The organism is Streptomyces sp. NPDC050704 (assembly GCF_040654355.1).
Classification (GTDB): Bacteria; Actinomycetota; Actinomycetes; order Streptomycetales; family Streptomycetaceae; genus Streptomyces.
On the sequence record NZ_JBFAHW010000018.1, the window covers coordinates 85,159 to 110,023 of the forward strand.

Genomic DNA, 24,865 nt, shown 5'->3' on the forward strand with positions numbered 1-24,865 from the left:
CTCGAACCGTCAAGAGGCTTGGAGGAGGTCCGAGATGACGGTCGACGAGCGCGGCCCGCGCATGGTCCACGCACTGCTCGCGGACGGGACCACGGTGTGCATACGCCCCGTGCGGCCCGGCGACCACGAACCCCTGCAGGGGCTGTACGAGGAGATGTCTCCGGAGAACCTCCGACTGCGGTTCTTCTCCGCAGGCCGCCGGTCCGCCGCGATGGCGGCCGACCGCGCGTGCGCACCGCCGCGCCCCGGATACCGTGCCCTCCTCGCTGAGACCCGGCACCAGGTGATCGGCTTGGCCGAGTACGAGACCGGCGACGCCCCGGGCCGGGCCGAGATCTCGATCGCGGTGGCCGACGGACTGCACCACCGGGGCGTCGGCGCGCTTCTCGTCGAGCACCTCGTCTCGGCCGCCCGCGCCGACGGCATCACCGCCTTCACGGCCGACGCGCTCTCGGTGAACCACGAGGTACTCCGGCTCTTCGCCGACCTCGGCCTGCGCACGGCCCGCCACTTCGAGGGTCCGGAGGTGCGCTGCACCATCGAACTCGAAGAGGACGAGGCCTATCTGTCGGCGGTGGAGGCGCGCGGCCGGTCCGCCGACGTGGCCAGCCTGGAACCGCTGCTGAGGCCGGACTCGATCGTCGTGGTCGGCGCCGGACGCAGGCCGGGGTCGGTGGGCCGGGCCGTCCTCCACCAGCTGCGCACGGGCGGTTTCACGAGGCGCCTGTTCGCGGTGAACCCGAGCGTCACCTCCCTGCTCGGCGTGCGGTCGTATCCGTCGGTCGGCGCATTGCCCAAGGTCCCGGACCTCGCGGTCATCGCGGTGCCCGCGGCGGCGGTACCGGACACCGCGGAGGAGTGCGGCAAGACCGGCGTGCGGGCGCTGCTCGTCGTGTCGGCGGGGCTCGACAATGACCAGGCGAAAGCGCTGCTGGCGGCGTGCCGGACGTACGGCATGCGGCTCGTCGGGCCCAACTGCCTGGGCATCTCCAACACCGACCCGGACCTCTCCGTCGACGCGACCTTCGCCGCCGGTCATCCGCGACTGGGCACGGCGGGCGTCGCCGTGCAGTCCGGCGGTGTCGGCATCGCCCTGCTCGACGGGCTGGCCCGGCTCGGCATCGGCGTCTCGTCCTTCGCCTCGCTCGGCGACAAGTACGACGTCAGCGGCAACGACATGCTCCAGTGGTGGGAGAGCGACGGCCGCACCGACCTCGCCCTGCTGCACCTGGAGTCATTCGGTAACCCGCGGGCGTTCTCCCGTACGGCCAGGCGCGTGACCCGCCGTATGCCCGTCCTCACGGTCGACGCGGGCCGCACCGACGCTGGTCGGCGCGCCGCCGCCGCCTCGCACACCGCGGCCGCCGCGACCCGGACCATGACACGCCAGGCCCTGTTCACGCAGGCGGGCATCACCGCCACCGGATCCGTCGGTGAACTCCTCGAAACCGCCGCCCTGTTGCACTCCCAGCCGCTGCCGGCCGGAAGTCGGGTGGTCGTCGTCACGAACGCGGGTGGCGCGGGCGTCCTGGCGGCCGACGCCTGCGCGGAGGCCGGACTGTCCCTGCCCCGGCTCACCCCCGAAGTGGTCGGTGACCTCCTCGCCGTCCTGCCTGACGGCGCGTCCGTCGGCAATCCCGTCGACGTCACGGCGGCCGTGACGGAGGATCAGCTCAAGGACTGTGTGGAGCGGGTGATGCGGCACCCGGGCATCGATGCCGTCCTGGTGGCCCTCGTGCCCACGGCCGTCGCCGCAGCGACCGGCGACGATCTCGTCCGGGCCCTCACCGACGGCCCAGGACGCCGCCCGCGCACGGTTGTCGTCGTACGCCTGGAGCAGGACCTTCCCGTCAGGCTGCTGCCCGCCGCGGACGGCGGCGCGATCCCCTCGTACGCCGAACCCGGAGCGGCCGCGCGGGCGCTCGCCCACGCGGCCCGGCGCTCGGCCTGGCTGAGCCGGCCGCCCGGAACGATCCCCGATCCCGCACGGGTCGAGACATCCCGCGCGCACGCGGTCGCCGAGACCTACCTCGCCGCACACGCAGACGGCGGCTGGCTCGACCCGCGCACCTGCGCCGAACTCCTCGCCTGCTACGACATCCCGCAACTGCCGTGGGCCTGGGCCGAGACCGAGAACGACGCGGTCATCGCCGCCGAGAGGCTGCGCGGCCCCGACGGACGCGTGGTCATGAAGGCCCACTGGCCAGGACTGCTGCACAAGAGCGAACAGTACGCACTCCACCTCGACCTTGAAGGCGACTCCCAAGTGCGGGCAGCCTTCCGGGACTTGGAGACGCGCTTCGCGGGACTCATGACCGGAGTGGTCGTCCAGCCGCTCGCCTCGCGCGGCACCGAACTGTTCGCAGGCGTGGTGCAGGACGAGGTCTTCGGTCCGCTGGTGCTGTTCGGGCTCGGCGGCACGGCGACCGAGGTACTGGCCGATCACGCCGCCCGACTCGCCCCGCTGACCGACCATGACGTGCACGACCTGATCACCGCGCCGCGCTGCGCGCCGCTGCTGTTCGGCGCGCACGGCAGCGGCCCCGTCGACCTCGAAGGCCTGGGGCAGGTGCTGCTGCGGCTGTCCCGCATGGCGAGCGACCTGCCACAGCTCGCCGAGGCCGACTTCAACCCCGTCCTCGCGACGCGCGGCCGCGTCACCGTGCTCGACGCGCGGATACGCCTGTTGCCGCGCAGCGCCCAGGACCCGTATCTGCGCCGACTGCGCTGAGAGGAACAGACATGAAGCACAGCAAGATCGGCACCGTCATGACGGCCGACGTCGTCCGCGCCGAGTACGGCACCCCGGTCAAGGAGGTGGCCCGGCTGCTCGCCGAGCACCGCATCAGCGGACTGCCCGTGGTCGACGACGAGAAGGTCGTCGGGGTGATCTCCGAGACCGACCTGATGGTCCGGCAGGCACAGCCGTCCCCCGAGCCGCGGCGCCGCTCCTGGCTCGCGGCTCTGACGCCCGGAGCCCGGCGGCGGACGGTGAAGGCACACGCCCGAACCGCCGGCCGGCTGATGTCCGAGCCGCCCGTCACCGCACACGCCGAGGACACCATCGCCGAGGCCGCGCGGACCATGGCGCGGCATCGGGTGGAGCGGCTGCCGGTCGTGGACGAGGAGGACCGGCTCGTCGGCATCGTTACCCGTCGCGACCTGCTCCAGGTCTTCCTGCGGCCGGACTCCGACATCCGCCAGGAGGTGATCGACGAGGTACTCGTCCGCACCCTGTGGCTGGCGCCCCGGACCGTGACGATCACCGTGACCGAGGGCGTGGTCACGCTCGACGGCCACATGGAGCGCAAGAGCGAGACGGAGATCGCCGTATCGATGACGAAGCAGATCGACGGCGTCGTCGCGGTGGTCGGCAAGCTCACCTACCGGCTCGACGACGCACGCATCAGGCCGGACGAGCAGGCACTGCACGGCGTCACAGAGGACTGGCTGCGACGAATCTGAGAGGAGGCGGACCACCATGCTCGGCAAGGTACTGGTCGCCTACGGAACGACGAACGGATCAACCGCCCGGATCGCCGAGGCCGTCGCCGACGTCCTGAACAAGGAAGGGCTGACGGCCGAGGCGCTGCCCGCCCGGTCCGTCGGGAGCGTGGAGGCGTACGACGCGGTCGTGGTCGGTGGCGGACTCTATGCGGGACGGTGGCACCGCGGCGCGCGACGCTTCGTCCGCCGCCACGGCCGCGCGCTGGCAGGGCGTCCGCTGTGGTTCTTCAGCAGCGGTCCGCTCGACGCTTCGGCGTCGGAGCGGGACATCCCGCCGGTGCCCGGCGTCCGCCGGGCCATGACGCGGCTCCACGCCAAGGAGCACATCACCTTCGGAGGCTGCCTCGAAGAGGGAGCGAAGGGACGCATCGCCCAGATGATCGTCCGCAACGGCAAGGGCGGGGACTTCCGAGACTTCGAGCGGATCGAGGAGTGGGCTCTCAGGATCTCGGAGGAGATGCGAAATTGCTGAACCTGCGGAGGCTGTGCCCGCGGCTGCCTGCGGGCACAGCGAGCCGCCGGCCTGGTGATGGCCCTTGGCCCCTGCCCCCGCCGTGCACCTACACGGTCGGGCGCGGGATCGCGGTGATCGGCGGGGTGCCTCACGGACGTACGAGGGCGAGGCGGATGTCGACGACGCCCTCCACGGCACGTACGGCGCGGGCCAGGACGGGTACCAGAGCGGTGTCGTGAAGCGCGCCGCCCAACGTGACCACGCCGTCGGCCACGGTCACCGTCACAGCCTGGGCGGGCGGGAGTTGGGCGATCACGGTCCGCCTGACCTCGTCGGCGATCTCCTCGGCGGAGCGGAGAAACACCTTCAACAGGTCGCTGCGGCTGACCACGCCCTGGAGCAGGCCGATGGCATCGACGACAGGCAGACGCTTGACACGGCGACGTGCCATGATGCGTGCCGCCTCGGCGAGCGAGGCGTCGGCGTGCACGGTGACGGCGGGGCTGCTCATGAGCTCGCCCGCGGTCACCGCGGCCGCCTTGGCCAGGTCCGAGAGCCGGCCGTGCCGGTCCCGGGCCTGATACTGGTCCTGGTCCGCCGGAACGCGGCCGCGGAATTCCTCCTTGGGCAGCAGATCGGCCTCCGAGACCACGCCCACGACCCGGCCCTCGCCCTCCAAAACCGGCAGGGCGCTGACCTTCCACTGGTCGATCAACTCGACGATCTCCTTGAACGAGGCGTCACGGCCCACGGCGACGACGGTGTGCGTCATCACGTCGCTCACCGTGTACGGGGAATCCGACATGATCCTGCCTCCTCACACGCGGCCGTCGAGCCCCGGTCGCCGGTGCGTCCTCGGGCCCGTCCTGTCCACTCCAAGGATCGAGCGGGCGACCGTTGCTCGGCAGGGGCCGTGCGGACCTCGCGGGAGACCGGTCGGGCAGCCGCGACGGCCGACCGGCCTTCAGGGCAGCACATCGAGGGTCCGCTCGGCCTCCGCCTCGTCGACCTCGGTGATCGCGAAGCCGACGTGCACGATGACATACGTTCCGACCTCCGCCCGGGGTGTGCAGCTGAGGCAGACCTCGCGCCGCACCCCGCCGAAGTCGACGGTGGCCATACGCAGTCCCGCGTCGTCGTGGATCTCCAGAACGCGTCCGGGGATGCCCAGGCACATGCGAGCTCACCTCTCCTGCGCCAGCCGCGCGGCCGCGACCGCCGCCTGGCCGTAGCTGATGCCGCCGTCCCCCACCGGGACCTGACCGCCGACCAGCACCCGCAGCCCCTGGGCGCGGAGCCGGGGCCGTACCTCGGTCAGCAGGCGGCGGTTTACGAAGCAGCCGCCGCCCAGGCACACCGTGCGCGGCGCGCCGTCCGCCACGGCCCGCGCGAACAGTTCGGCGGTGACGAGCGCGAGCGTGGGATGGAAGGCCGAGGCCAGTCGCGGCACGGGCTCCCCGCTCGACTGCCGCACCAGCAGGTCGGTCAGGGTCGGCGCGGGGTCGTACACCCACAGGCCGTTCGCGCGCACGATCCGGTGGGCGAATGGCACGGCGTGCTCGGTTCCGGCCGCCGCTTCCAGGAGGACGGCGGCCTCGCCCTCGTACCCGACCGTGTCCACGAGGCCGAGCAGCGAGGCCACCGTGTCGAAGAGCCGGCCCGCGCTGGAGGCGCGCGGGCAGTTGACGTCGCGAGCCACCATGGCGCGCACTGCGGCCACTTCCGCCGGATCCAGGCGGTCCGTGAAGGGCCGTGTCAGCCACGGGTACGGTCGCGGTGTGCCCAGCGGCTCACTGCCCAGCAACCGGCCGAGGACCGTACGGGAGGGATGGCGTACCGCCGCGTCACCGCCGGGCAGGGGCCGGGCCCGGATCGGCCGGTCGTGGGTCAGGAAGCCGTCGGTGACGGCGGACAGGGCGCGCCGGGCCTCGGCGTCGTCGATGGAGATGGGCGCGTCGCTGACATTGCCGCTGGTGACCATGAGTGGTCGCGCCAGGTCGTCCAGCAGGAGGCGGTGCAGGCCGGTGGTGGGCAGGAACAGGCCGATGCGGGGGAGGCCCGGGTGGACCTCGTCCGCGATGGGGCTTTCGCCGCGCACCGGGCGTGCCGCGAGCAGTACCACGGGACGTGCCGGAGACGTCAGCGTGTCCCGCTCGGTGCCGCTGATACGAGCCAGGCGGGCCGCCGCCTCGATGTCGGGCACCATGACGGCGAACGGTTTCATCGGGCGGCGCTTACGGCGCCGGAGTTCCGCCACCGCCATCGGATCGCCCGCGTCGCACACCAGTTGGTAGCCGCCGAGCCCTTTCAGCGCGATGATCCCGCCGTCGGCGACGGTCTTCACCGCTGCCCGCAGCGCCTCCTCGCCCCGCAGTTCGTCCCAGGCCGGCTGCGGACCGCAGGCGGGGCAGGCGGCGGGTTCGGCGTGGAAGCGGCGGTCGCCGGGATCGGCGTACTCGGCCGCGCAGTCCGCGCACAGCGGGAAGCGGCGCATGGTCGTACGGACGCGGTCGTACGGCAGATCCTCGATGATCGTGGCGCGCGGTCCGCAGTCCGTGCAGTTGATGAAGGGGTAGCGGTGGCGCCGGTCGGCGGGATCGGACAGCTCTCGCAGACAGGCGTCGCAGATCGCCGCGTCGGGAGGGATCTCCCGCGGCGCCGCCGACGCACGGCTGGGCGCGCTGCGCCACACGCGGAAACCCCTGTGGCGTGCCGAACGCCCCTCGCTCCGGGCCAGTTCGACCCGCCGGACCCGTGCGAGGACCGAGGCCTCGGCTCGCAACCGGGACGCGAACTCCTCGATCACGCCGGACGGCCCCGTCACCTCACCCTCCACGTGCCCGTTCACGTTGGCCACCCAGCCGGACAGGCCGAGCGCCTCGGCGGTCCGGTACACGAAGGGCCGGAAGCCGACCCCTGGCACAGCAGTTGGACCGGGGGCCTATCCCCGCGGGTGCGGGGGCAGCAGTATGTGCCGGTAACCGACGTGGCCGGCAGGCAACGTTTGCCCGCGAGGAGTGGCGACCGGGGCGTGCTCTCGGCGTGCCGGGCGTCGTGACGGGGCGAACGTCGCCCGCCGGGGCACCAGCGATCTCCGGACCACCCCCGCGAGGGCGGGGAGCGGGGTGAGTGCCGGCGCCAGGTCGGGACGGGCGGCGCGGTCCAGTGATCTTTGAAAACCGGGGGACAGGTAAATGAGCGCTGAGGGCACAACCGACCCTGCCGCGGCCGGGTCGGTGATCTCCTTACCCAAGGGGGGCGGCGCGGTGGGCGGCCTGGGGGAGAAATTCTCGCCCAACCTGTTCACCGGGACCGGGAACTTCTCCGTACCGATCGCGGTGCCTGCGGGTCGGCACGGCGTGCAGCCGCAGTTGTCGCTCGCGTACAGCACGGGGAGCGGGAACGGGCCCTTCGGGCTCGGCTGGCAGCTCAGCGGGCCGGGGGTATCGCGGAAAACGTCGCGGGGGCTGCCCCGTTACGTCGATGCCGCGGGTACCGCGCGCGCTGCGGGCGCCGCCGGTGAACGTGCCGACGTGTTCGTGCTGTCGGGGGCGGAGGACCTGGTGCCCGTCGAAGGCACCTACCCGGGACGGGTGCGGTATCGCCCGAGAACCGAGGGCATGTTCGCCCGGATTGAGCACGTGAAGGACGCCACCGGCGACTTCTGGGAGGTCCGCGCCAAGGACGGCTCCCGCACCCGATACGGCACCCCACGGCCGTCCGGCGCGCCGGACGGATGGCGGGATCCGGCCGTGGCCGCCGCCCCTCTGCGGCCCGGCCATGTGTTCGGCTGGCGGATCACCGAGACCGCCGACTCCCTCGGCAACCTGGTCAGGTACTCCTACCTGCGCGACCGAGGCCAGGAGCCGGGCCACACCTGGGACCAGCCGCTGCTCGCCCGGATCTCCTACGCGGACTACGGCCACCGGGCCGACCCGGCGTTCCTGGTCACGGTGGACTTCGGCTATTCCACGCGTCCCGACCCGTTCTCCGACTATCGGGCCGGCTTCGAGATCAGGACATCGCTGCGCTGCGACACGGTCCGGGTGACCACGCACGCCGCCGACGGCTCGGCGCGGGTGGCCCGCGAGTACCGGCTCGGCTACGAGCAGGCTGCCTTCAACGGCGCGTCCCTGCTGGCCGGCGTGACCTGCGTCGGCATCGACGAGTCCGCTCCCGCCACAGGCACCGGGGCAGGTAGCGGTCCCGGCGGATCGGCATCAGGTGAAGGACCCGCCGAGCGGACGATCGTGCCGGCCGCCGTTTCCGTTGGCCGGTCGGCCGTGGAAGCAGCGGTCGGGACGGCCGTCGAGTCGCTGCCGCCGCTGACGTTCCGGTACTCGGACTTCGCCCCCGCGACACGCAGGTTCGAGCCCGTGACGGGACCCGGCCTGCCGACCGCGGCACTGAGCAGTCCGACGCACGCGCTCGTCGACCTGCGCGGGATCGGTCTGCCCGACGTGGTGGAACTCGGCGCCGTGCGACGGGTCTGGCGCAACGCCGGGAGTGGCCGGTTCGAGCTGCCGAGGACACTGGCCGAGGCACCACTGGTCTCGCTCGGCGCGCCAGGTGTCTCGTTCGTGGACGCGAACGGCGACGGGCGTCCCGACCTGATCGTCTCGCAGGCCGCCTCGTCGGCCTCGTCCACAGCGTCGGCCTCGTCGGGCGCTCGCACGGCCAGGGGCGGCGGGCCGACGGGGTACTTCCCGATGACGTTCGCGGGCGGGTGGTCGCGGCACGCGTTCCAGCCGTACCGGCAGGCGCCGAGCGTGTGCCTGGCCGATCCGAGCGTGAAGCTGGTCGATCTCGACGGTGACGGGCTGACGGACGTGCTGCGTTCGGGCAGCCGTCTCGAAGCCTGGTTCAACGACCGCAATCCGCGGCTGGCCTGGCAGCGCACCGCGGTGAGCGATGGCACGGGGCCCGGGGTCGACCTGAGCGATCCACGGGTACGGCTGGCGGACATGACCGGCGACGGCCTCCAGGACCTCGTACTGCTCCGCAACGGGAACATCTCCTACTGGCCGAACCTCGGCCACAACCGGTGGGGCGCGAAGGTCACGATGCGCGACTCGCCGCGGCTGCCCGACGGGTTCGACCCCCGCCGGATGCTGCTCGGCGATGTGGACGGTGACGGCGCCGCCGACCTGGTGTACGTCGACCGCGGCCGGGTGTCGTTGTGGGGCAACCGGTCGGGCAACGCCTGGACGGCTCGGCCGGTCACGGTCGACGGCACGCCGGGCATCGTCGACTCGGACTCGGTCCAGCTGTCCGACCTGTACGGCAGCGGAACGGCCGGGTTGCTGTTCAGCCGCGCGGCGGGCGGCCCGGGGCGGGGCAGGGCGAACCTGCGGTTCCTCGACTTCACCGGCGGCACAAAGCCGTACCTGCTGACCGGCATGGACAACAGCCTTGGGGCGCTCACTCAGGTGACGTACGCGCCCTCGACCCGGGACTACCTGCGCGACCAGGCCGATCCCGCGACCCGCTGGCGGACCACGCTGCCGTTCCCCGTGCAGGTGGTCGCGAAGGTCGAGGTCACCGACCAGATCTCGGGCGGCAGGCTGAGTACCGAGTACCGGTATCACCATGGCTACTGGGACGGCGTGGAGCGGGAGTTCCGCGGCTTCGCGATGGTCGAGCACCTCGGCACGGAGACGTTCGGCGCCGCGCCGGCCGGGCCCGGCTCGGTACCGCGCGAGCACTACTCGCCGCCTACGCTGACCAAGAGCTGGTTCCATCCCGGGCCGGTCGCCGCTGCCGAAGCCGGCGACTGGACCGAACTCGACCTGCGGCACGAGTACTGGGCCGGCGACCCGCCGATGCTGCCCCGCCCGGCCGCGCAGACGGCGTTCCTGGCCGCCCTCCCGCGCGGCGCACGCCGGGCGGCGCTGCGGACGCTGCGCGGCTCGGTGTTGCGTACGGAGTTGTACGCGCTCGACGGCACCGTCCTCAAGGCCCGCCCGTACACGGTGACCGAGACGGTCTCCGGTGTACGGGAAGAGTCCGCCGCGGCCTCTGCCGCTACCGAGGACGCCGACCGGGAGCGGATCTTCTTTCCGTTCGCCCTCGGCAGCCGGACCACACAGTGGGAACGCGGGGCCGAACCCATGACGCAGTTCGCCTTCCCCACGGGCTACGACGCGTACGGGTTCGCGACCGGGCAGCTCGCCGTCGCGGTGCCGCGCGGGCGGGACCCACTGGCCGCGGCCCCGCGGGAGGCCTCGTCCGAGCCGTACCTGGGCACGTACACGACCACCGAGTACGCCCGCCGCGACGACACCGACCACTACCTGCTCGACCGCGTCGCGCGGACGACCGCCTACGAGGTCGTCAACGACGGCCGGCTGTCCGTGGCCGACCTGCGCACCACCGTCCTCGCCGGACGACCACAGGCCGCCGGGGGCGGCGTGTCCCTGCGGGTGATCGGCCATGCCCGCACGTTCTACGACGGCGACGCCTTCGTGGGGCTTCCGCTGGGCACACTCGGCGCCCACGGCCTGGCGACCCGCGCGGAATCGCTCGCGTTCACCGACACCTTCCTCGACTCCCTCCACACCGCGGGCGACCCGCTCGCCCTCGGCCCGCGCCCCCCGTACCTCGCGCCGGGCGGGGTGACGTCCTGGCCGGCCGAGTACCCGCGGGAGTTCCGGGGCCTGCTGCCGCCGCTGGCCGGCTATGCGCACCGCACGGACGCGGACGTGCCCGGATCGCCCGGCGGGTACTACGTGACCACCGCACGGCATCGGTACGACGTCCACGTCCCGGGCCGGGTGCCGCGCGGTCTGCCGGTCGCCTCCCTCGACCCGCTGGGCGCACAGAGCGTCATCGACTACGACGTACACGACTTGCTGCCCGTTCGCGCGGTCGACCCGGTCGGTCTCGAGACCACCGCCGTGCACGACTACCGCCTGCTGCGACCCGTCGAGACGACCGACGCCAACGGCAACATCGCCGGCGTGGCCTTCTCTCCCGCCGGGTTGGTCATCGCCCACTACGTGCGGGACAAGAACGGCGCCGGGGACCTCGGCGCACCGAGCACCCGGCTGACGTACGACCTGTTAGCGTTCGCGGCTCGCGGCGAGCCCGCGTCCGTGCGAAGTGTCAAACGGGTGCACCACGACACGGACACCGACGTCCCGGCCGCCCGACGCGACGAGGTGATCGTGTCGGTCGAGTTCTCCGACGGATTCGGACGGGTACTGCAGTCCCGCTCGCAGGCCGAGGACACCCTGTTCGGCGACCCCGCGTTCGGCGGTGGGGTGATCCCGGCGGAGGACCTCGCGGCGGTCGGCGACACGACCGGGCGTACGCGCGCCGCGTCGGCCCCGGACAACGTCGTCGTCTCCGGTTGGAAGACCTACGACAACAAGGGCCAGGTGGTCCAGAAACACGAACCGTTCTTCTCCACCGGATACGACTACGCGCGGCCCTCCGAGTCCCGGCTCGGGCAGCGGACGGTGACGTTCTACGACCCCCGGGGGCAGCCCGTCAGAACGGTGAGTCCTGACGGCAGCGAGCAGCGCCTCGTTCTCGGAATCCCGGCCGACCTGGCCCAGCCCGACAGTTGCGTGCCGACGCCGTGGGAGTCCTACGCCTACGACGCGAACGACAACGCGGGCCGCACCCAGGGCGACGGCGCCGGGGGGTACCGCGCCCACTGGAACACCCCGGCCAGCAGCGAGCGCGACGCTTTGGGGCGCGTGGTACGCACCGTCGCCCGCAACGGCGCCACCGTCGCCGACTGGCTTACGACCAGGTCGACGTACGACATCCAGGGCAACCTCGTCTCCCTCACCGACCCGCTCGGGCGGGTGGCGTTCACCTACTCCTACGACCTGGCGAAGCGGCGCTGGAGGATGGACAGCATCGACGCGGGGCGGCGGGACAGTGTCCTCGACGTGCTCGGGAGCCCGGTCGAAGCGCGGGACGGCAAGGGGGCGTTGACGCTCGGTGCCTTCGACCCGCTGCACCGGCCCGTTCGGGTCTGGGCCCGGGACGACGCGACGGGAGTGGTGACACTGCGTCAGGTGGTCCGGTACGGCGACGGCGGCACACCGGACCAGCCGTCGTCCGACCGTGACACCGCCCGCGCACACAACCTGCTCGGCCGCTGGGTACGTCACCACGACGAGGCCGGGCTGGCGAGCGTCGACGCGGTCGACTTCAAAGGCAACGTGCTGGAGTCCGCCCGGCGGTTGATCGCCGACGCGCCGATTCTCGCGACGTATGCCGCCGCGCGGGACAACGGCTGGCGGGTGAAACCCTTCCAGGCGGACTGGACCCCGGCGCCGGGCCGGACCCGGGACCAGCACGACGGCACGCTGCTGGAGGCCGCCCGTTATGTGACGACGACCCGTTACGACGCGCTCAACCGTGTCACCGGCCGTCTGCTCCCCGTGGACACCACGGGCCACCGCGGGGAACTGCGCCTTGCCTACAACCGGGCAGGGGCGCTCGAGGCCCTCACCCTCGACGGCGGGACCTACGTGCAGCGGCTCGCCTACGACGCCAAGGGCCAACGGGCCCTCGTCGCGTACGGCAACGGCATCATGACCAGGTACGCGTACGACCCGCATACGTTCCGGCTGGCCAGGATGCGCAGCGAGCCCTACACACTGGCCGGTGGCCCGACCTACCGTCCGGCCGGAGCGGTGGTGCAGGACCGCGGCTACGACTACGACCTCGCGGGGAACCTCCTGGCCGTCCGCGACCGCGCACCGGGTAGCGGCATCTCCGGCAACCCCGCCGCGCTCGGCGTGACCGGCCCGGCCCTGCGCACGCTGCTCGGCAGCGGCGACGCACTCGACCGGCGGTTCGGTTACGACCCGGTCTACCGGCTGCTGTCCGCCACCGGACGCGAGCACCAGACGCCCCCGGCCGGCGCCCCGTGGCTCGACGCGCCACGGGGAACCGACGTGACGAAGACCCAGGCGTACACCGAGACGTACGGCTACGACCGGGCCGGGAACCTGTTGACGCTGGACCACGCTGCCACCGGAGGCTTCCGCCGCACCCTCACCCTCGCTGCGGGCAGCAACAGGCCGCAGCGCATGACCGTGGGGAACACGCCGTACGACTACGCCTTCGACCCCAACGGCAACATGGTGGCCGAGACCACGTCGCGGCACTTCGTCTGGAACCACGCCGACCGGTTGACGGCGTTCGCCACCCAGACCGCGGGCTCCGAACCCTCCGTGCATGCCCAGTACCTCTACGACTCGGCCGGCCGGCGGGTCAAGAAACTGGTCCGCAGGCAAGGCGGCGCCGTAGAGGTCACCCACTACCTCAACGAGACGTTCGAACACCACCGCTGGGCCACCGGCGAGAACAACCACGTCCACCTCATGGACGACCGACAGCGCATCGCCCTGGTCCGGTTCGGTCCCGCCCACCCCGGCGATCGCGGCCCCGCCACCGCCTACCACCTTCCCGACCATCTCGGCAGCAGCACCTGCGTCCTCGATGCCGCGGGCACCCTCACCAACCGCGAGGAGTACACCCCGTACGGCGAAACCAGCTTCGGCAGCCACACCCGGAAGCGTTACCGCTACACCGGCCAGGAACGCGACGAGGAGAGCGGGCTGAACTACCACTCGGCCCGGTACCTGCACCTCGCCCTCGGGCGTTGGACCTCCTGCGACCCCTGCGGTCCCGAGGCGCATCCGAACCTCTACCGCTTCGCCGCGAACGCGCCCTTGCGGTTCGTGGACCCGACCGGTGGTGGCGACAAGCAGGTCGAGGCGATCGGCGACTTCCTCCAGACGGTGGCGGACGATTTCCTGGAAACGTCGGTGCGGCACCTGCCCAACGAAGCTCCCAACGTTTTCGGGACGCGTATGCACGACATTCTGCAGGGGGTTGTGGAAAGCGCCCCTTTGAATGCCCCGGACGCGCCCGCCAAACGCATCCTCACGGAAGTGATCATTGACCAGTCCGGCCAGATCATCAAATTCGGGGGCAAGCCGGGCGGTTCCCCGAAAGGATCGGTCACGGTCGATATCGGGATTCTCAAGAAGGGCATTTCGAACACGGATGGGATCGTCGGCCGCCAGGCCAAGGACGTGCTGGCGGCCGGGATCGACTACAAGACCGGCGATGCCAGATTCGCGGCGCACCAGCGCGAGTTCTTCCGTGAGATCGACAAGCCTCTGTACAAGCTCCAAGCCGGTGGGAATCTCACGGAGGAGATGATCGGTGTCAGCCGGGTGTCCCGGACCGGCACAAGCGGGCGGCGCGGCGAGGGCGGCTTCGTGAGCCCGAAGCTCATGGCGGGTGTCGCCGCGATCGGAGCCGTGCTGATCCTGCAGACCCTGGTCTCGGGTGAGCTGCCCTCGACAAAGGACGCGGTCCAGGTCGGAATCGAGGCGAGATTCCCGATCGTCGGGATCGCCGAGGCGAAGAACCACGGCGAAACAGCGCTCCCCATCATGTGCTATTTCGCCGGTCCGTTGTGCCTCAAGGGTGCCATCGGCGCGGCGGTCGTTGTCATCGGTGTCGCCAGCGTGACGACAGCCGCGGAGAAAACAGAGGAAGCCGGAAAGAATTTCTACTCGGGAATCTCCAGTATTTACGGCGGGTACGGCGGCTTCTGACGGTGGGCCGCCGTATCCCCCTGGGGCCACTCCTTCCGGAAGAACAGCCGATATCGGGAGAGCGGAACTCATGAGTGATCCACAAGTGAACGGCTCCATCGTGTCCCAGACGATTCCGAAGGCACCCCCGGAAGTCCAGCCGTCGGTGAGCATCGCGGCGGTGACCGCCCGTGTGGTGGCCGGAGTCGCGACCACGGTCACGGTCCACGCCGACGAGGGAACACACTGGGTGTGGCTCCCCGGGGACCTCAGCTGGAACTCCGAGCCCAAGGTCACCTACACGGAGACCAGGATCAGCATCGACGGCGTCCACGTACTCACCGGCCACCGGGGCGGCGGGACCCAGTCCGTGACCTTCCCGAAGGCCGGGACGCATACGCTCGTGGCGTCCGCGGTGACCACGACCGGGACCGTCATCTCGTCGGCCCCGACGAGCGTCCGGGTCTTCGCGGCCGGGCCCCCTGTGTTCACGGTGCCGGCGCCCGCCAACGGCACCACGGTCGACCTGGACGAAGGGGGCAAGGACATCACCGTCCAGGTGAACACGACGAGCGATCAGTACTTCCCGCTCACGGTCACCATCGCGTGGGACGGCCGGGTGACGACCGGGGAGATACGGGCCGGCGCCACCCAGTACCAGACAGCGATCCACCTCGACCCGATGCCGCTGGGGGCGCGGACCATCTCGGTGACGATCACCGATCCCGACGTGGTCGGCTCGACCCAGACCCGCTCGGTGACCTGCCGCGACGTCTCACCGCCACAGGTGCAGGTCGGCTATCCGCCCCAGAACGGCAACATCATGGGCGACGACACGGGGGCGGCGACCGTGCCCATGCACGGCACGGCGACCGACCCCCAGAGCGGCATGGTCGGCGGCAGCGCGTCGGTGGCCTGGGCCCTGACGCCAGGGGGCACCAGAACGACGGCGACCCCGGTGGCCGCCGGAGACTTCAGGAGCTGGACCGCCGCTGTGCCGCTGCTGCCGGCCGGCTTCGGCGCCCACACGATCCACGTGTGGGCGACCGACTCGACGGGCACCGCGATGACGGCCCCGCAAACCGTCCCGGTCACGGTGATCAGCTCGTACACCCCCAAGACGCTGGACGAGCGCCTCAACGAACGCGCGTACCTCGCCACGCTGCTGTCGTTCGCCCAGGAGCAGGTGAAGCTGCCGGGGACACCGTCGCCGCCCTTGGACACCCGCACACTGGTCGGCGCTCTCGGCCAGCCGGTCGACCGGCTGAGCCAGCCGTTGTCGGCGGCCGTCGACCAGGGAAACCGCGAAATCAACCAGCTTCGCGTGCCCGTCGAGGTGCTCCGGGCCCACATCGCCGCCACCGGCACCTCCACCGCCCCGGGCGCGAACGGGGAACGGGCCTATCGCAGCGCGGCGTACACGGCGCTGCTCGCCGCCGTCGGGACCTCGTACGCCGAACTGCGGATGGCCCGGGGAGCCGATTCCGCCGTCCGTCAGGCACTCGCCGCCCGGCTGGGCATCAGGCTGTCGGTGACCTCACCCGATGAGCTCGACCTGTTGCTGCTGGACGCCACCGGGCCGGCCGAGTCGGTGCTGGAGGCCGTCTTCGGCCTGCCGTCGACCATCGCGGCCGATCCCCTGCGGGTGCCGTCGACACCCCGGCTGCTCACCTGGCAACGATCCGCCCTCGCGCTGACGTGGGCCGAACAGGACCAGCACCCGACCGTGCCGCCGGCGTACCGGGTACTCGCCGACCCCGACGTGATCGGCGCCGCCGACGTCGTTCCCGGCCCGAACGGCAACCGCGTTCGCGCGCTGCTGACCGCCCGGTCCCAGCTGCTCACCGCCTTCGCCGCAGCGGTCAACACCGCGAGGACAAAGGCCGCCGACGCGACGGCCGGGCTGGCGGCCATGCAGAACCTGGTGCTGCCCGGCGTCGACCTCGCCGCCCTGGAGACCAGGGACGGACAGGGCGGCGACATCAGCGCCGACCTCACGTCGGCGGGGCTCACCCGCGGCGGGTTCCTCCTCCTCAGGAAGCTGAGCAGGCTCGCGGCCACCGGGACCGTCACGGTGGCCGAGTGGGGCGACGCCCTGGCGGTGCTCATCCGTGCGCGCAAGGAGAGGCTGTACCCGGCATGGCGGGCGCAGGAGTCCAACTTCGTGCTCTCCCCCGACTTCTTCGTCCTCGCCGGCACCGGCCCCACGGTCAGCTCCTATCGCGTCGACAGCCGTGCCCGCGCGGACTGGCAGTCCACGCTGCGCAACCGGATCGCCCAGCGCCAGGACCTGACCGACGCCAACGCGCAGGCCGTCGCGTCGACCGAGCAGGCCGCCCTGCCCGTCCTGCGCGACGCCCTCCTGGCCGACCTCGCCCCGACCACCACGGGCAACATCGGCGAGGAGATGTCGGCCAGATTCCTCATCGACGTCCTCGCCGGGGGCACGCTGCGTACCACCCGTGTCCGGCAGGCCATCGAGAGCGTCCAGTCGCTGCTGTCGGCCAGGAGGTCGGGCGAACTGCCGGCGGATCACCCCGCGGCGGCCTGGATGCTCAACGGCCCCGCGTTCACCAGGGCCTGGACCTGGATGGGCGAGCTGGGAAGCTGGCAGGCAGCCACCCTGGCGTTCCTGTTCCCCGAGCGCCATCTCGACCCGGCCCTGATCGTCCCGGGCAGCGGGCCGCTGCGCGATCTCTTCGAGACCGTTCGCGGTGCGGGCCGCTTCGACGCCGCGGCGGCCGCGAAGGCGGCGACCGGCTACCTGCACGTGCTGGGAAAGACCTTCGGCTACTTCGACCCGAACCTCAGCACCCTGCCGCCCCTGGAGGAAGCGGCCAACAAGGAGATCTTCTGGACCGTTCCCCTCCTGCTGGCGCAGCGGCTGCAGGCGGCCGGCGACTACCAGGCCTCGCTCGACTGGTACCGGCTCGTGTACGCGTACGACAGCTACGACGTCTCGAAGCCGGTCTCCATCTTCAGCGGGATCAACACCGAGAAGGTGTTCCGCCCCGACCTCAGCTTCCCGCCCGGATGGACGACCGCGCTGGATCCCTTCGCACTCGTGGCCAAGCGCCCCGCCCCCTACACCCGGTACACCCTGCTGTCCGTCATCAGGTGCCATCTCGACTACGCCGACGCCCAGTTCACCCGGGAGACCGACGAGTCGGTCGCCCACGCCCGCACCCTCTACGTCACCGCGCGGCGACTGCTCAAGAAGGCCGCGCTGCAACCGCAGGAGCCGTTGACCTCCGGCGAGCCCGCCCTGGCGATCCCGGACCTGGACGTGCTGCGCACCCGGGCGGAGGTGCAGCTCGCCAAGATCAGGCAGGGGCGGAACATCGCGGGCATGCCCCGCACCCAGGGGATCGCGGCCGCGACGGTCGTCCAGCCCACCCCCTACCGGTTCAGGATCCTGCTCGAACGGGCCGGGCAACTCGCCGCCCAGGCCGCCCAGATGGAGGCCGGATTCCTCGCCGCCCTGGAGAAGTACGACGACAGGAGCCTGCGCCTCTACGACGCGGTCAAGGGCATCGACCTCACCACCGCGCAGGTCGGCGTGGCGACGAGCCGGTTGCGGCAGGCCAACGACGCGGTCACCGCCGCCACCGCGCAGCAGGCCAAGGCGGACACGATGGTCACGTCCTACGCCGCCGCCATCGACGCACCCCCCAGCCGGTACGAGGAGAACCTGCTCGACAACTATTCCGATCTGCGTGACATCAGGGACCACATGGCGGCGGCCGAAACCGCGATCGGAGTGGCCCAGGCGGCCTCCACCGGGGCCAGCCTCTGGGGGATCATCGAGAGCGGGGGCGCCAAGGCGGCCCTCGCCATCGGTATCCAGGCGGCGACGCTCGTCAAGGGCGCCTTCTCGCTGCAGCAGAACTCCCTCGAAGCCCAGATGCAGGCCAACCAGCTGCGGGCCGGCATCGAGCAGCGCAAGGCCGAATGGCGCATGCAGGAGGTCGCCGCGCAGCAGGAGTCACTGGTCGCCGCCGCCCAGGTCATCACGGCCAACGACCAGTTCACGATCGCCACCCGGGAACAGGCCGTCGCCACGCTGCAGCACGGCCAGGCCGTGGCCACGCTGAAGTTCCTCAACGATCAGTTCACCAACGCCGACCTGTACCTGTGGATGAGCAACACCCTGGGCGGCGTGTACCGGTACTTCCTTCAGCAGGCCACCGCCACCGCCCGGCTGGCCCAGGCCCAACTGGCCTTCGAACGGGCGGAACCGGCACAGACCGTGATCCGCCACGACTACTGGCAGTCACCCGCGGAGCTGACGGCGAACACCGTCCAGGCCAACCGCCAGGGCCTGACCGGCGCGGAACAGCTCACCGCCGACCTGGCCCGCCTCGACGACTACTCCTTCAACTCGGCACGGCGGCGTCTGAACCTGTCCCAGACGTTCTCGCTGGCCCGGCTGATGCCGGTGGAGTTCCTGGAGTTCCGCCGCACCGGAACGCTCGCCTTCGCCACGCCGATGTCCCTGTTCGACGCCGACTTCCCCGGCCACTACCTGCGGCTGATCCGCCAGGTGCGTACCAGTCTCGTCGCACTCGTGCCGCCCGACCGGGGCATCCGCGCCACCCTGTACTCCAACGGCATCTCCCGGGTGACCACCGGAGGGGACGGCACCTTCCAGGACGTGACGGTGCGCTCCGATCCGGGAGTTGTCGCCCTGACGTCACCGGTCGGCGCCGGTGGGGTGTTCGAGTTCGATGTCCAGTCGGACCTGCTGCTGCCCTTCGAGTCCAGCGGCGTGGACACCACCTGGGAGTTCCAACTCCCACCCGCGGCCAACCCGTTCGACTTCTCCAGCATCGCCGACGTACTGCTCACCATCGACTACACCGCCGCATACGACGACACCTACCGCAGCCAGGTGGTCACCCGACTCAACGCCAACCGAGACCGCGGCGCGGACTGCGTGTTCAGCCTGGCGCGCGACTTCCCCGACCAGTGGTACGACCTGAACAACCCCGCCGATCCCAGGGCCCGTTCGGTCACCGTCCCGTTGCGTGACGTCGACTTCCCGCTCAAGGTCGAGGCCATGTCCACCGACGCCGTCGCCGTCCGGCTCTCCAGTGGCGCACCGGTGACCGACACGACGGTCACCCTCACCCGCGGCACGGCCGCGGGCGCGGCCACCGCCACCAACGGCATCGCCGGCACCAGGCGTGGCAACGCCGCCGCCTGGGTCCCGCTGTGCGGCCCCAGCCCCGTCGGCGACTGGCAGATCACCTTCGGCAGCGACGCCGCTGCCCTGTTCGCCTCCGGTGAACTCGACGACATCGTCCTCGTAGTCAGCTGGACCGGACAGTCCCCGCTCTGGGCACGGTGACCCCGGCGGGGCCACATGCAGAAGGTCGCAAGGCTGACCAGCGGTTTCTTGTTGGGCGGCTGGTGGTGGAGGGTCGGTTCCGTCCTGCGGCGTGGGATGGGTCGGTGTGATGGGCGACTCAGACGTGGGCTCTGTCCCGAGGGAAGGGCCGCGCCGGAGGGCGAGGGGCGAATCGTCTGATCGTGATGCCTGGCTGCGGTGTGGCTGTGCGTTGGTGGTCGCGGCGGTGGCGGCGTATGCGTCGTACGTTCATCAGCGGGATTTCGCTCTGCAGGGTGGCGCGGATGAGGTGAGTGCGTCGTTGTGGCCGCTTTCGGTGGACGGTTTGCTGCTGCTGGCGACGGTTGGCCTGCTGAAGCCGTCGGGGAGTGGTGGGCGTCGGGCGCGGTCCGTGGTGTGGCTGGCTTTTGTGCTGGGGATCGTGGTGTCTTTGGCGGCGAATATTGCGGCTGCGCCGTCGCTGGCCTGGAAGCCGGTGCTGGTGGCCGGGTGGCCGCCGGTCGCGCTGCTGCTGTCGGTGGAGCTGTTGGCGCACCGGCCGACGGGCCGGGCGAAGGCGGAACTCGGCGATGGGGAGGATCGCGACGGCGATGTCGGCCGTGATCGGGCCCAGGTTGATCCGTTGCTGGAGCGTGCCCGGCGGTTGGATGCCCGGCATTGGGAACTGCATCAGCGCCGCCCGGTCTCGGCCGAGTCGTTGCGTAAGGAACTGCGGATCGGTGCTGACCGGTCGAGGCAGTTGGTGGCCTTGGTGCGGGCGAGCCGTAACGGCAGCCTTCGAGGTTGAGTGCCCGGCGTACAGCCCGACTCGTCTGTCATTAGGGCTCTGACCTGGTCTTATGGCCTGGTCGGGGCCTTTTGTCGTGTCTGGGCGCATCCCGCTTCTACCTGCGAGTTCCCGGGAGTTCCCGCGCAAGTGTGCACGCGTTGTGCACTGGGGCACGGTGCCGGGCGGTGGGTTCGATGAGCGATGTCACCGAGTCGCCGGAGGGGACTGGCGGGGGCCGGGGAGTCGACCTCGACGCGTGGGTTCGATCTCTGTGTGCTCTGGTGGTGGCCGGGGTCGCCGCGTATGCCTCGTATGTTCACCAGCGGGAGTTCGCACTGCAGGGTGGAGCCGATGAGGTGAGTGCTTCGTTGTGGCCGCTGTCCGTGGACGGCCTCTTGCTGCTGGCCACGGTTGGTCTGCTGAAGCCGTCGGGGGCCGGCACACGCCGGGCGCGCGGTGCCGTGTGGTCCGCGTTTCTGCTGGGGATCGCGGTCTCGCTGGCTGCCAACATCGCGGCAGCCCCCGCCCTGGAGTGGAAGCCGGTGCTCGTCGCGGGGTGGCCTCCGGTCGCGTTGCTGCTGTCGGTGGAGCTTCTGGTGCACCGGCCGGTTGACCGGCTGGATGACACGGTGGCCCAGGAGGGAGACAGCAGCAGACGTGCGAAGGGCAAGCGACGGCAGCGGAGGGAGGATCCGTTGCTGGGGCGGGCTCGGATGCTTGATGCCCGGCATCGGGAGTTGCACCACCGTCCCGCGTCGGCAGAGACCCTGCGGAAAGAGCTGCGCGTCGGCGCGAGACGATCGAGGCAGTTGACCGCCCTCGTACGGGGGAGCCGGAGTGGCAGCGACGGTGCCGAGGTGCTCCGCGATCGGGTGGACGGACAGAAGAGACGACATTCGGATTGAGCCCTGGCGATCGCGGCGACTTGTGAGGCGAGGCTGCCTGCGTTTCCCGGCGTCGTTGTCGCCTGGCGGGCACAACCTTGCGGCGGCGACGTATGACTTGCCGCAGCGGCTTGGTGGCCAGAGCCGCCGGCAAAGGCCGGTCGTGCCACGCCCACTGTGAACTGCGGAGTGCGTTCGTCGTGACGACGTCGGCACATCTCCCGAGAACGCGCGGTGGGCTGACGCGGTGAGCGCACCGCTCTGTTCGATCCGCACTGCGCAGGTTCGAGCCCTCGGCGGGGCGCCGACAGCATCTGTACGGGCCCGTAGCCGCCGTGAGCTGGCTCTTTCCGGCACGGTCGCGGTGCCGCGGGTACGGCCGCGCCGTCGTAGGGGTGGTTCCCGGTGAGCGCTCCGAACGAAACGCCGCGCGGTGTGTCTGCGGGTGTCCGTGACGCTCCTTCGGGCGGCGCGGGTAGGGGTGTTGGCGTTGAGGTGTGGGTGCGGCGTGGCTGCGCGTTGGTGGTGGCGTCGGTGGCCGCGTATGCCTCGTACGTGCATCAGCGGGAGTTCGCCCTGCAGGGCGGGGCGGATGCGGTGAGCGCCACGCTGTGGCCGTTGTCGGTGGACGGTCTCTTGCTGTTGGCGACGGTGGGGTTGCTGAACTCGTCCCGGAATGTGGGGCGTCGGGCGCGGACTGTGGTGTGGCTGGCCTTTCTCCTCGGGATCGCTGTGTCGCTGGCGGCGAATGTGGCGGCCGCTCCTGCGCTGACGTGGCGGCCGGTGTTGGTGGCGGGTTGGCCTCCGGTCGCCTTGTTGTTGTCGGTGGAGTTGCTGGTGCACCGTCCCGCCGATCGTGACCACGGCGAGAGTCCGGAAGGTCCGTCGGAGCTGTGCGACGAGGCTCGGCGAGAGGGTGCCTCACGGTGGGACCGAGAGATGAGGGGAGTGGATGGTCGTGGGGGAGACCTGGCGGAGCAAGACGAGACCGAGGCTGTGCGACGAGAGACGGGTCGCAGCAGCCGAGAGCCGAGAGGCGGGGATGCGCCAGGGCAAGCAGAGGCTCGGTCCGTGAGTGATGGTCCGTCGCGGTCTGCGGCTGGGGTGACGGCGGAGGAGGTGATGTGGGAGCACTTCCGGAAGGAGCTGGCTGCCGGTCGTGCGGCCAGTGGCGCGGAGCTGGATCGGGTGGCGGGTACGAACAACTACGGGCGGGCCGTGCTGGCGCGTTGGCGTCGGACCGGCCGGATTTCGGACACGGTGGATGGGGCGCGCGTGAGCAGAGGGCGCAGTCACTCATGAGCACGGAGCTGCATCCGTGAGGGCGGCCGCGGTACGCACAGATGGCGGGAGATTAAGGCGGGGTATATCGCCTGCATCGTCGTACCTCGGGCATGCGTGTGTGATCGGTCAGCCATGCGGCCGCGGCCGCCTTCCGTGGTGGCTACGCCAGCTTCCGTACAGGGGGTTCTCGACTGGAGTGGGGTCGGGGATGCTTCCGCGATGCCAGGGCGGTCACCAGCCGCGCGGGCCGTCGTGGGCCAGCTGCGGAGGGGGTTTCAGTCGAGGGCGCAGGGTGTGTAGCGGGGGTCCGCCCACACATCGCCGGGGCCGGGATTGTCCGGCGCCGTGCTGCCACCGAGGGCACGTAGGACGCCCCAGGCCGCATTGAGTCCGGAGCCGAGGGCGTGTTCGACCCAGGCGCCTGACCAGCAGATGGCGTCGCCGGCCAGGAACAGGTTGTTCATGGGTTCCCCCGGCACGGCCGGCTCGCCCAGGTAGTCCTTCATGAAGTGGCTGAAGCGGTCCCGCTGAGGCCCGTACTCGCCGGGCGTGTTGAAGTTGCACAGTCCGCGAAAGTTGAGCTCGAGTTCCCATGACGCGGTGACGGTGTTGTCCACACGGATCTGGCGGCGCAGTTCGTCGGCGACCTCGGGATGGATGCGGCTGAGCTCGCTGACGCCCAGCGCGACCCGTTCGGCGAGCGATGAGCTGCTCAGGTTGAGAGCGTGCTCGCCCCAGGTGTAACTGAGCACTAGGGCGGCACGGTGTCCGGCCGTGTCGCTGCCCGGGTGGTATTGGGCGTAGTCCAGTGCGTAGGTGTCGCGGATGAGGGAGTCGCTGAGGGTGACGCCGTCCAGGCTGGTGCCGCGCCAGAACGGCTCATCCACCAGGCTGACTGTCTTGGCGGAGGCCCAGGAGGTGGTCCTGCGCAGGGCGCGGCGCAGGCGGGGGCCGAACAGTGCGGTGTGCCCGCCCAGTTCGATGCCGGCCTCCACCGCGTGCGGTTGCGGGGTGAGCACCACCGCCGGGTAGGTCACCGCCTCCTGCCCGTCGTCCACGGTCACCGAACGGGTCGACGCATGGGCCGCCAGCCGGGTGACCGGGCCGCGCAGTCGCTGATCGTTCAGCGAGGCCAGGCTGACCTCGCTGCCGTCGGCCCGTCGTACCGGTGTGGTCCAGAACCGGCGTGGCAGCTCGCTCGCGCCTTCCACGATCAGCTGCTGGTCCTGCTCCATGCCGCTGATCATGATCCGGAGGATTTCCGGGGCAGCCATGGCGTAGAACGCGTCCCAGCCGCCGGTGCCAAACCCCATGACACCGAAGAGATCCACCTGTTGCGGTGTCATCGTGCCGGTCTGCGGGTCGGTGAGCAGGCGGCGGAAGCTCCACCCCTCGCACAGGTCCAGCACACGGTTCCAGTGCTCCTTGGCGCCGACGAGATCACCATCGGCCAGCTGCTCGCGGACGGCGTGGACCCCGACGTTGTGCAGAAGTTTCTCCCACGCCTGCTGTACGTCCCCGAACTCCGGCTTCTGCTCGAACAGTTCCGCCTGCGTACCGGCCTGGTACTGCCGCCCGTCGAGGTCGAGGACCGTGCGCGGGGCGCCCGTGGTGAACGGATCAGGAAACGGACGGTAGGTCAGCCCGAAGGACCGTACGTAATGGCGCATCAGGCGTCCCCCGCTGGAAAACCGCATCGCACCCAGCTCCGCGACCGCGGGCCCGCCACCCCATGACACCGACCGCAGCCGGCCACCCAGCCGGTACCCGCCAGGCCCGGCAGGATCACGCTCGGCCTCATAGATCACAGGGACGACGCCGATGCGCATCAACTCGTACGCGGCGCACAGACCGGCGGCGCCCGCACCGATCACAGCGACCCGTACCCTGCCCACGAGGTCCTCGGGCAGCCGCCCGACGGCCCGCCCCCGCGACACGTAGGCGGCATAGTCGAATGGAAAATCCGGAATCAACGACATCCGTCCAGCTTGTGATCGGGGCCCGGCAGAAGCGAGGCGTAGGCCATCCACATCACCCAGACGA

The 24,865-nt window shown here is 71.0% G+C and carries 12 protein-coding genes; 8 read left to right on the top strand and 4 right to left on the bottom strand.

Translation table 11 applies throughout. The features are described 5' to 3' along the window. The first annotated feature begins 34 nt into the window (after positions 1–34). The 3 genes from AB0I18_RS13205 to AB0I18_RS13215 are packed head-to-tail and all read left to right on the top strand — an operon-like array spanning position 35 to position 3,979. Positions 35–2,731: a GNAT family N-acetyltransferase gene (locus tag AB0I18_RS13205; RefSeq protein WP_363105531.1), complete on the top strand. Its 2,697-nt coding sequence runs from the start codon at positions 35–37 to the stop codon at positions 2,729–2,731. Positions 2,732–2,742: 11 nt separating this feature from the next. Further along, entirely contained in the window at positions 2,743–3,465 is a 723-nt protein-coding gene (locus AB0I18_RS13210; RefSeq protein ID WP_363105532.1) for a CBS domain-containing protein, read from the top strand. 16 nt (positions 3,466–3,481) lie between these two features. Further along, complete coding sequence (locus tag AB0I18_RS13215) at positions 3,482–3,979, top strand: flavodoxin domain-containing protein (protein WP_363105533.1); 498 nt, start codon at positions 3,482–3,484, stop codon at positions 3,977–3,979. Positions 3,980–4,109: 130 nt separating this feature from the next. Here AB0I18_RS13215 and AB0I18_RS13220 read toward each other — a convergent pair whose 3' ends face one another. The 3 genes from AB0I18_RS13220 to AB0I18_RS13230 form a co-directional block, all read right to left on the bottom strand. Continuing rightward, the gene (locus tag AB0I18_RS13220) at positions 4,110–4,766 is read right to left on the bottom strand and encodes a CBS domain-containing protein (RefSeq protein WP_363105534.1); all 657 of its coding nucleotides are present in this window, start codon (positions 4,764–4,766) and stop codon (positions 4,110–4,112) included. Positions 4,767–4,925: 159 nt separating this feature from the next. After that, positions 4,926–5,138, bottom strand: coding sequence for a HypC/HybG/HupF family hydrogenase formation chaperone (locus tag AB0I18_RS13225; protein ID WP_363105535.1), 213 nt, complete (start codon positions 5,136–5,138; stop codon positions 4,926–4,928). A gap of 6 nt (positions 5,139–5,144) precedes the next feature. Then, positions 5,145–6,884 (bottom strand): Sua5/YciO/YrdC/YwlC family protein, encoded by a 1,740-nt coding sequence (locus AB0I18_RS13230; RefSeq protein ID WP_363105536.1) that lies wholly within the window; start codon positions 6,882–6,884, stop codon positions 5,145–5,147. 271 nt (positions 6,885–7,155) lie between these two features. Between AB0I18_RS13230 and AB0I18_RS13235 the strand changes: the two genes are divergently transcribed. The 5 genes from AB0I18_RS13235 to AB0I18_RS13255 all read left to right on the top strand — a co-directional run bounded on the left by AB0I18_RS13235 (position 7,156) and on the right by AB0I18_RS13255 (position 22,840). Next, complete coding sequence (locus AB0I18_RS13235; protein ID WP_363105537.1) at positions 7,156–14,556, top strand: SpvB/TcaC N-terminal domain-containing protein; 7,401 nt, start codon at positions 7,156–7,158, stop codon at positions 14,554–14,556. Positions 14,557–14,626: 70 nt separating this feature from the next. Then, positions 14,627–19,885 (top strand): neuraminidase-like domain-containing protein, encoded by a 5,259-nt coding sequence (locus AB0I18_RS13240; RefSeq protein WP_363105538.1) that lies wholly within the window; start codon positions 14,627–14,629, stop codon positions 19,883–19,885. Positions 19,886–20,096: 211 nt separating this feature from the next. Further along, a complete protein-coding gene (locus AB0I18_RS13245) occupies positions 20,097–20,672 on the top strand; it encodes a DUF2637 domain-containing protein (protein ID WP_363105539.1) in 576 nt (191 codons plus the stop codon). Between the two features lie 176 nt (positions 20,673–20,848). Beyond that, positions 20,849–21,559 (top strand): DUF2637 domain-containing protein, encoded by a 711-nt coding sequence (locus tag AB0I18_RS13250; RefSeq protein ID WP_363105540.1) that lies wholly within the window; start codon positions 20,849–20,851, stop codon positions 21,557–21,559. Positions 21,560–22,063: 504 nt separating this feature from the next. Further along, on the top strand, positions 22,064–22,840 hold the full coding sequence (locus AB0I18_RS13255; RefSeq protein WP_363105561.1) for a DUF2637 domain-containing protein: 777 nt from the start codon (positions 22,064–22,066) through the stop codon (positions 22,838–22,840). Between the two features lie 257 nt (positions 22,841–23,097). Here the strand turns inward: AB0I18_RS13255 and AB0I18_RS13260 are convergent, their stop codons facing one another. After that, complete coding sequence (locus AB0I18_RS13260) at positions 23,098–24,801, bottom strand: NAD(P)/FAD-dependent oxidoreductase (protein WP_363105541.1); 1,704 nt, start codon at positions 24,799–24,801, stop codon at positions 23,098–23,100. Between the last annotated feature and the right edge of the window lie 64 nt (positions 24,802–24,865).

Bases quoted from the DNA above. Each gene is read 5' to 3' on its own strand.
- AB0I18_RS13205 (WP_363105531.1), top strand. From the start codon at position 35: ATGACGGTCGACGAGCGCGGCCCGCGCATGGTCCACGCACTGCTCGCG.
- AB0I18_RS13210 (WP_363105532.1), top strand. From the start codon at position 2,743: ATGAAGCACAGCAAGATCGGCACCGTCATGACGGCCGACGTCGTCCGC.
- AB0I18_RS13215 (WP_363105533.1), top strand. From the start codon at position 3,482: ATGCTCGGCAAGGTACTGGTCGCCTACGGAACGACGAACGGATCAACC.
- AB0I18_RS13220 (WP_363105534.1), bottom strand. From the start codon at position 4,766: ATGTCGGATTCCCCGTACACGGTGAGCGACGTGATGACGCACACCGTC.
- AB0I18_RS13225 (WP_363105535.1), bottom strand. From the start codon at position 5,138: ATGTGCCTGGGCATCCCCGGACGCGTTCTGGAGATCCACGACGACGCG.
- AB0I18_RS13235 (WP_363105537.1), top strand. From the start codon at position 7,156: ATGAGCGCTGAGGGCACAACCGACCCTGCCGCGGCCGGGTCGGTGATC.
- AB0I18_RS13240 (WP_363105538.1), top strand. From the start codon at position 14,627: ATGAGTGATCCACAAGTGAACGGCTCCATCGTGTCCCAGACGATTCCG.
- AB0I18_RS13250 (WP_363105540.1), top strand. From the start codon at position 20,849: ATGAGCGATGTCACCGAGTCGCCGGAGGGGACTGGCGGGGGCCGGGGA.
- AB0I18_RS13260 (WP_363105541.1), bottom strand. From the start codon at position 24,801: ATGTCGTTGATTCCGGATTTTCCATTCGACTATGCCGCCTACGTGTCG.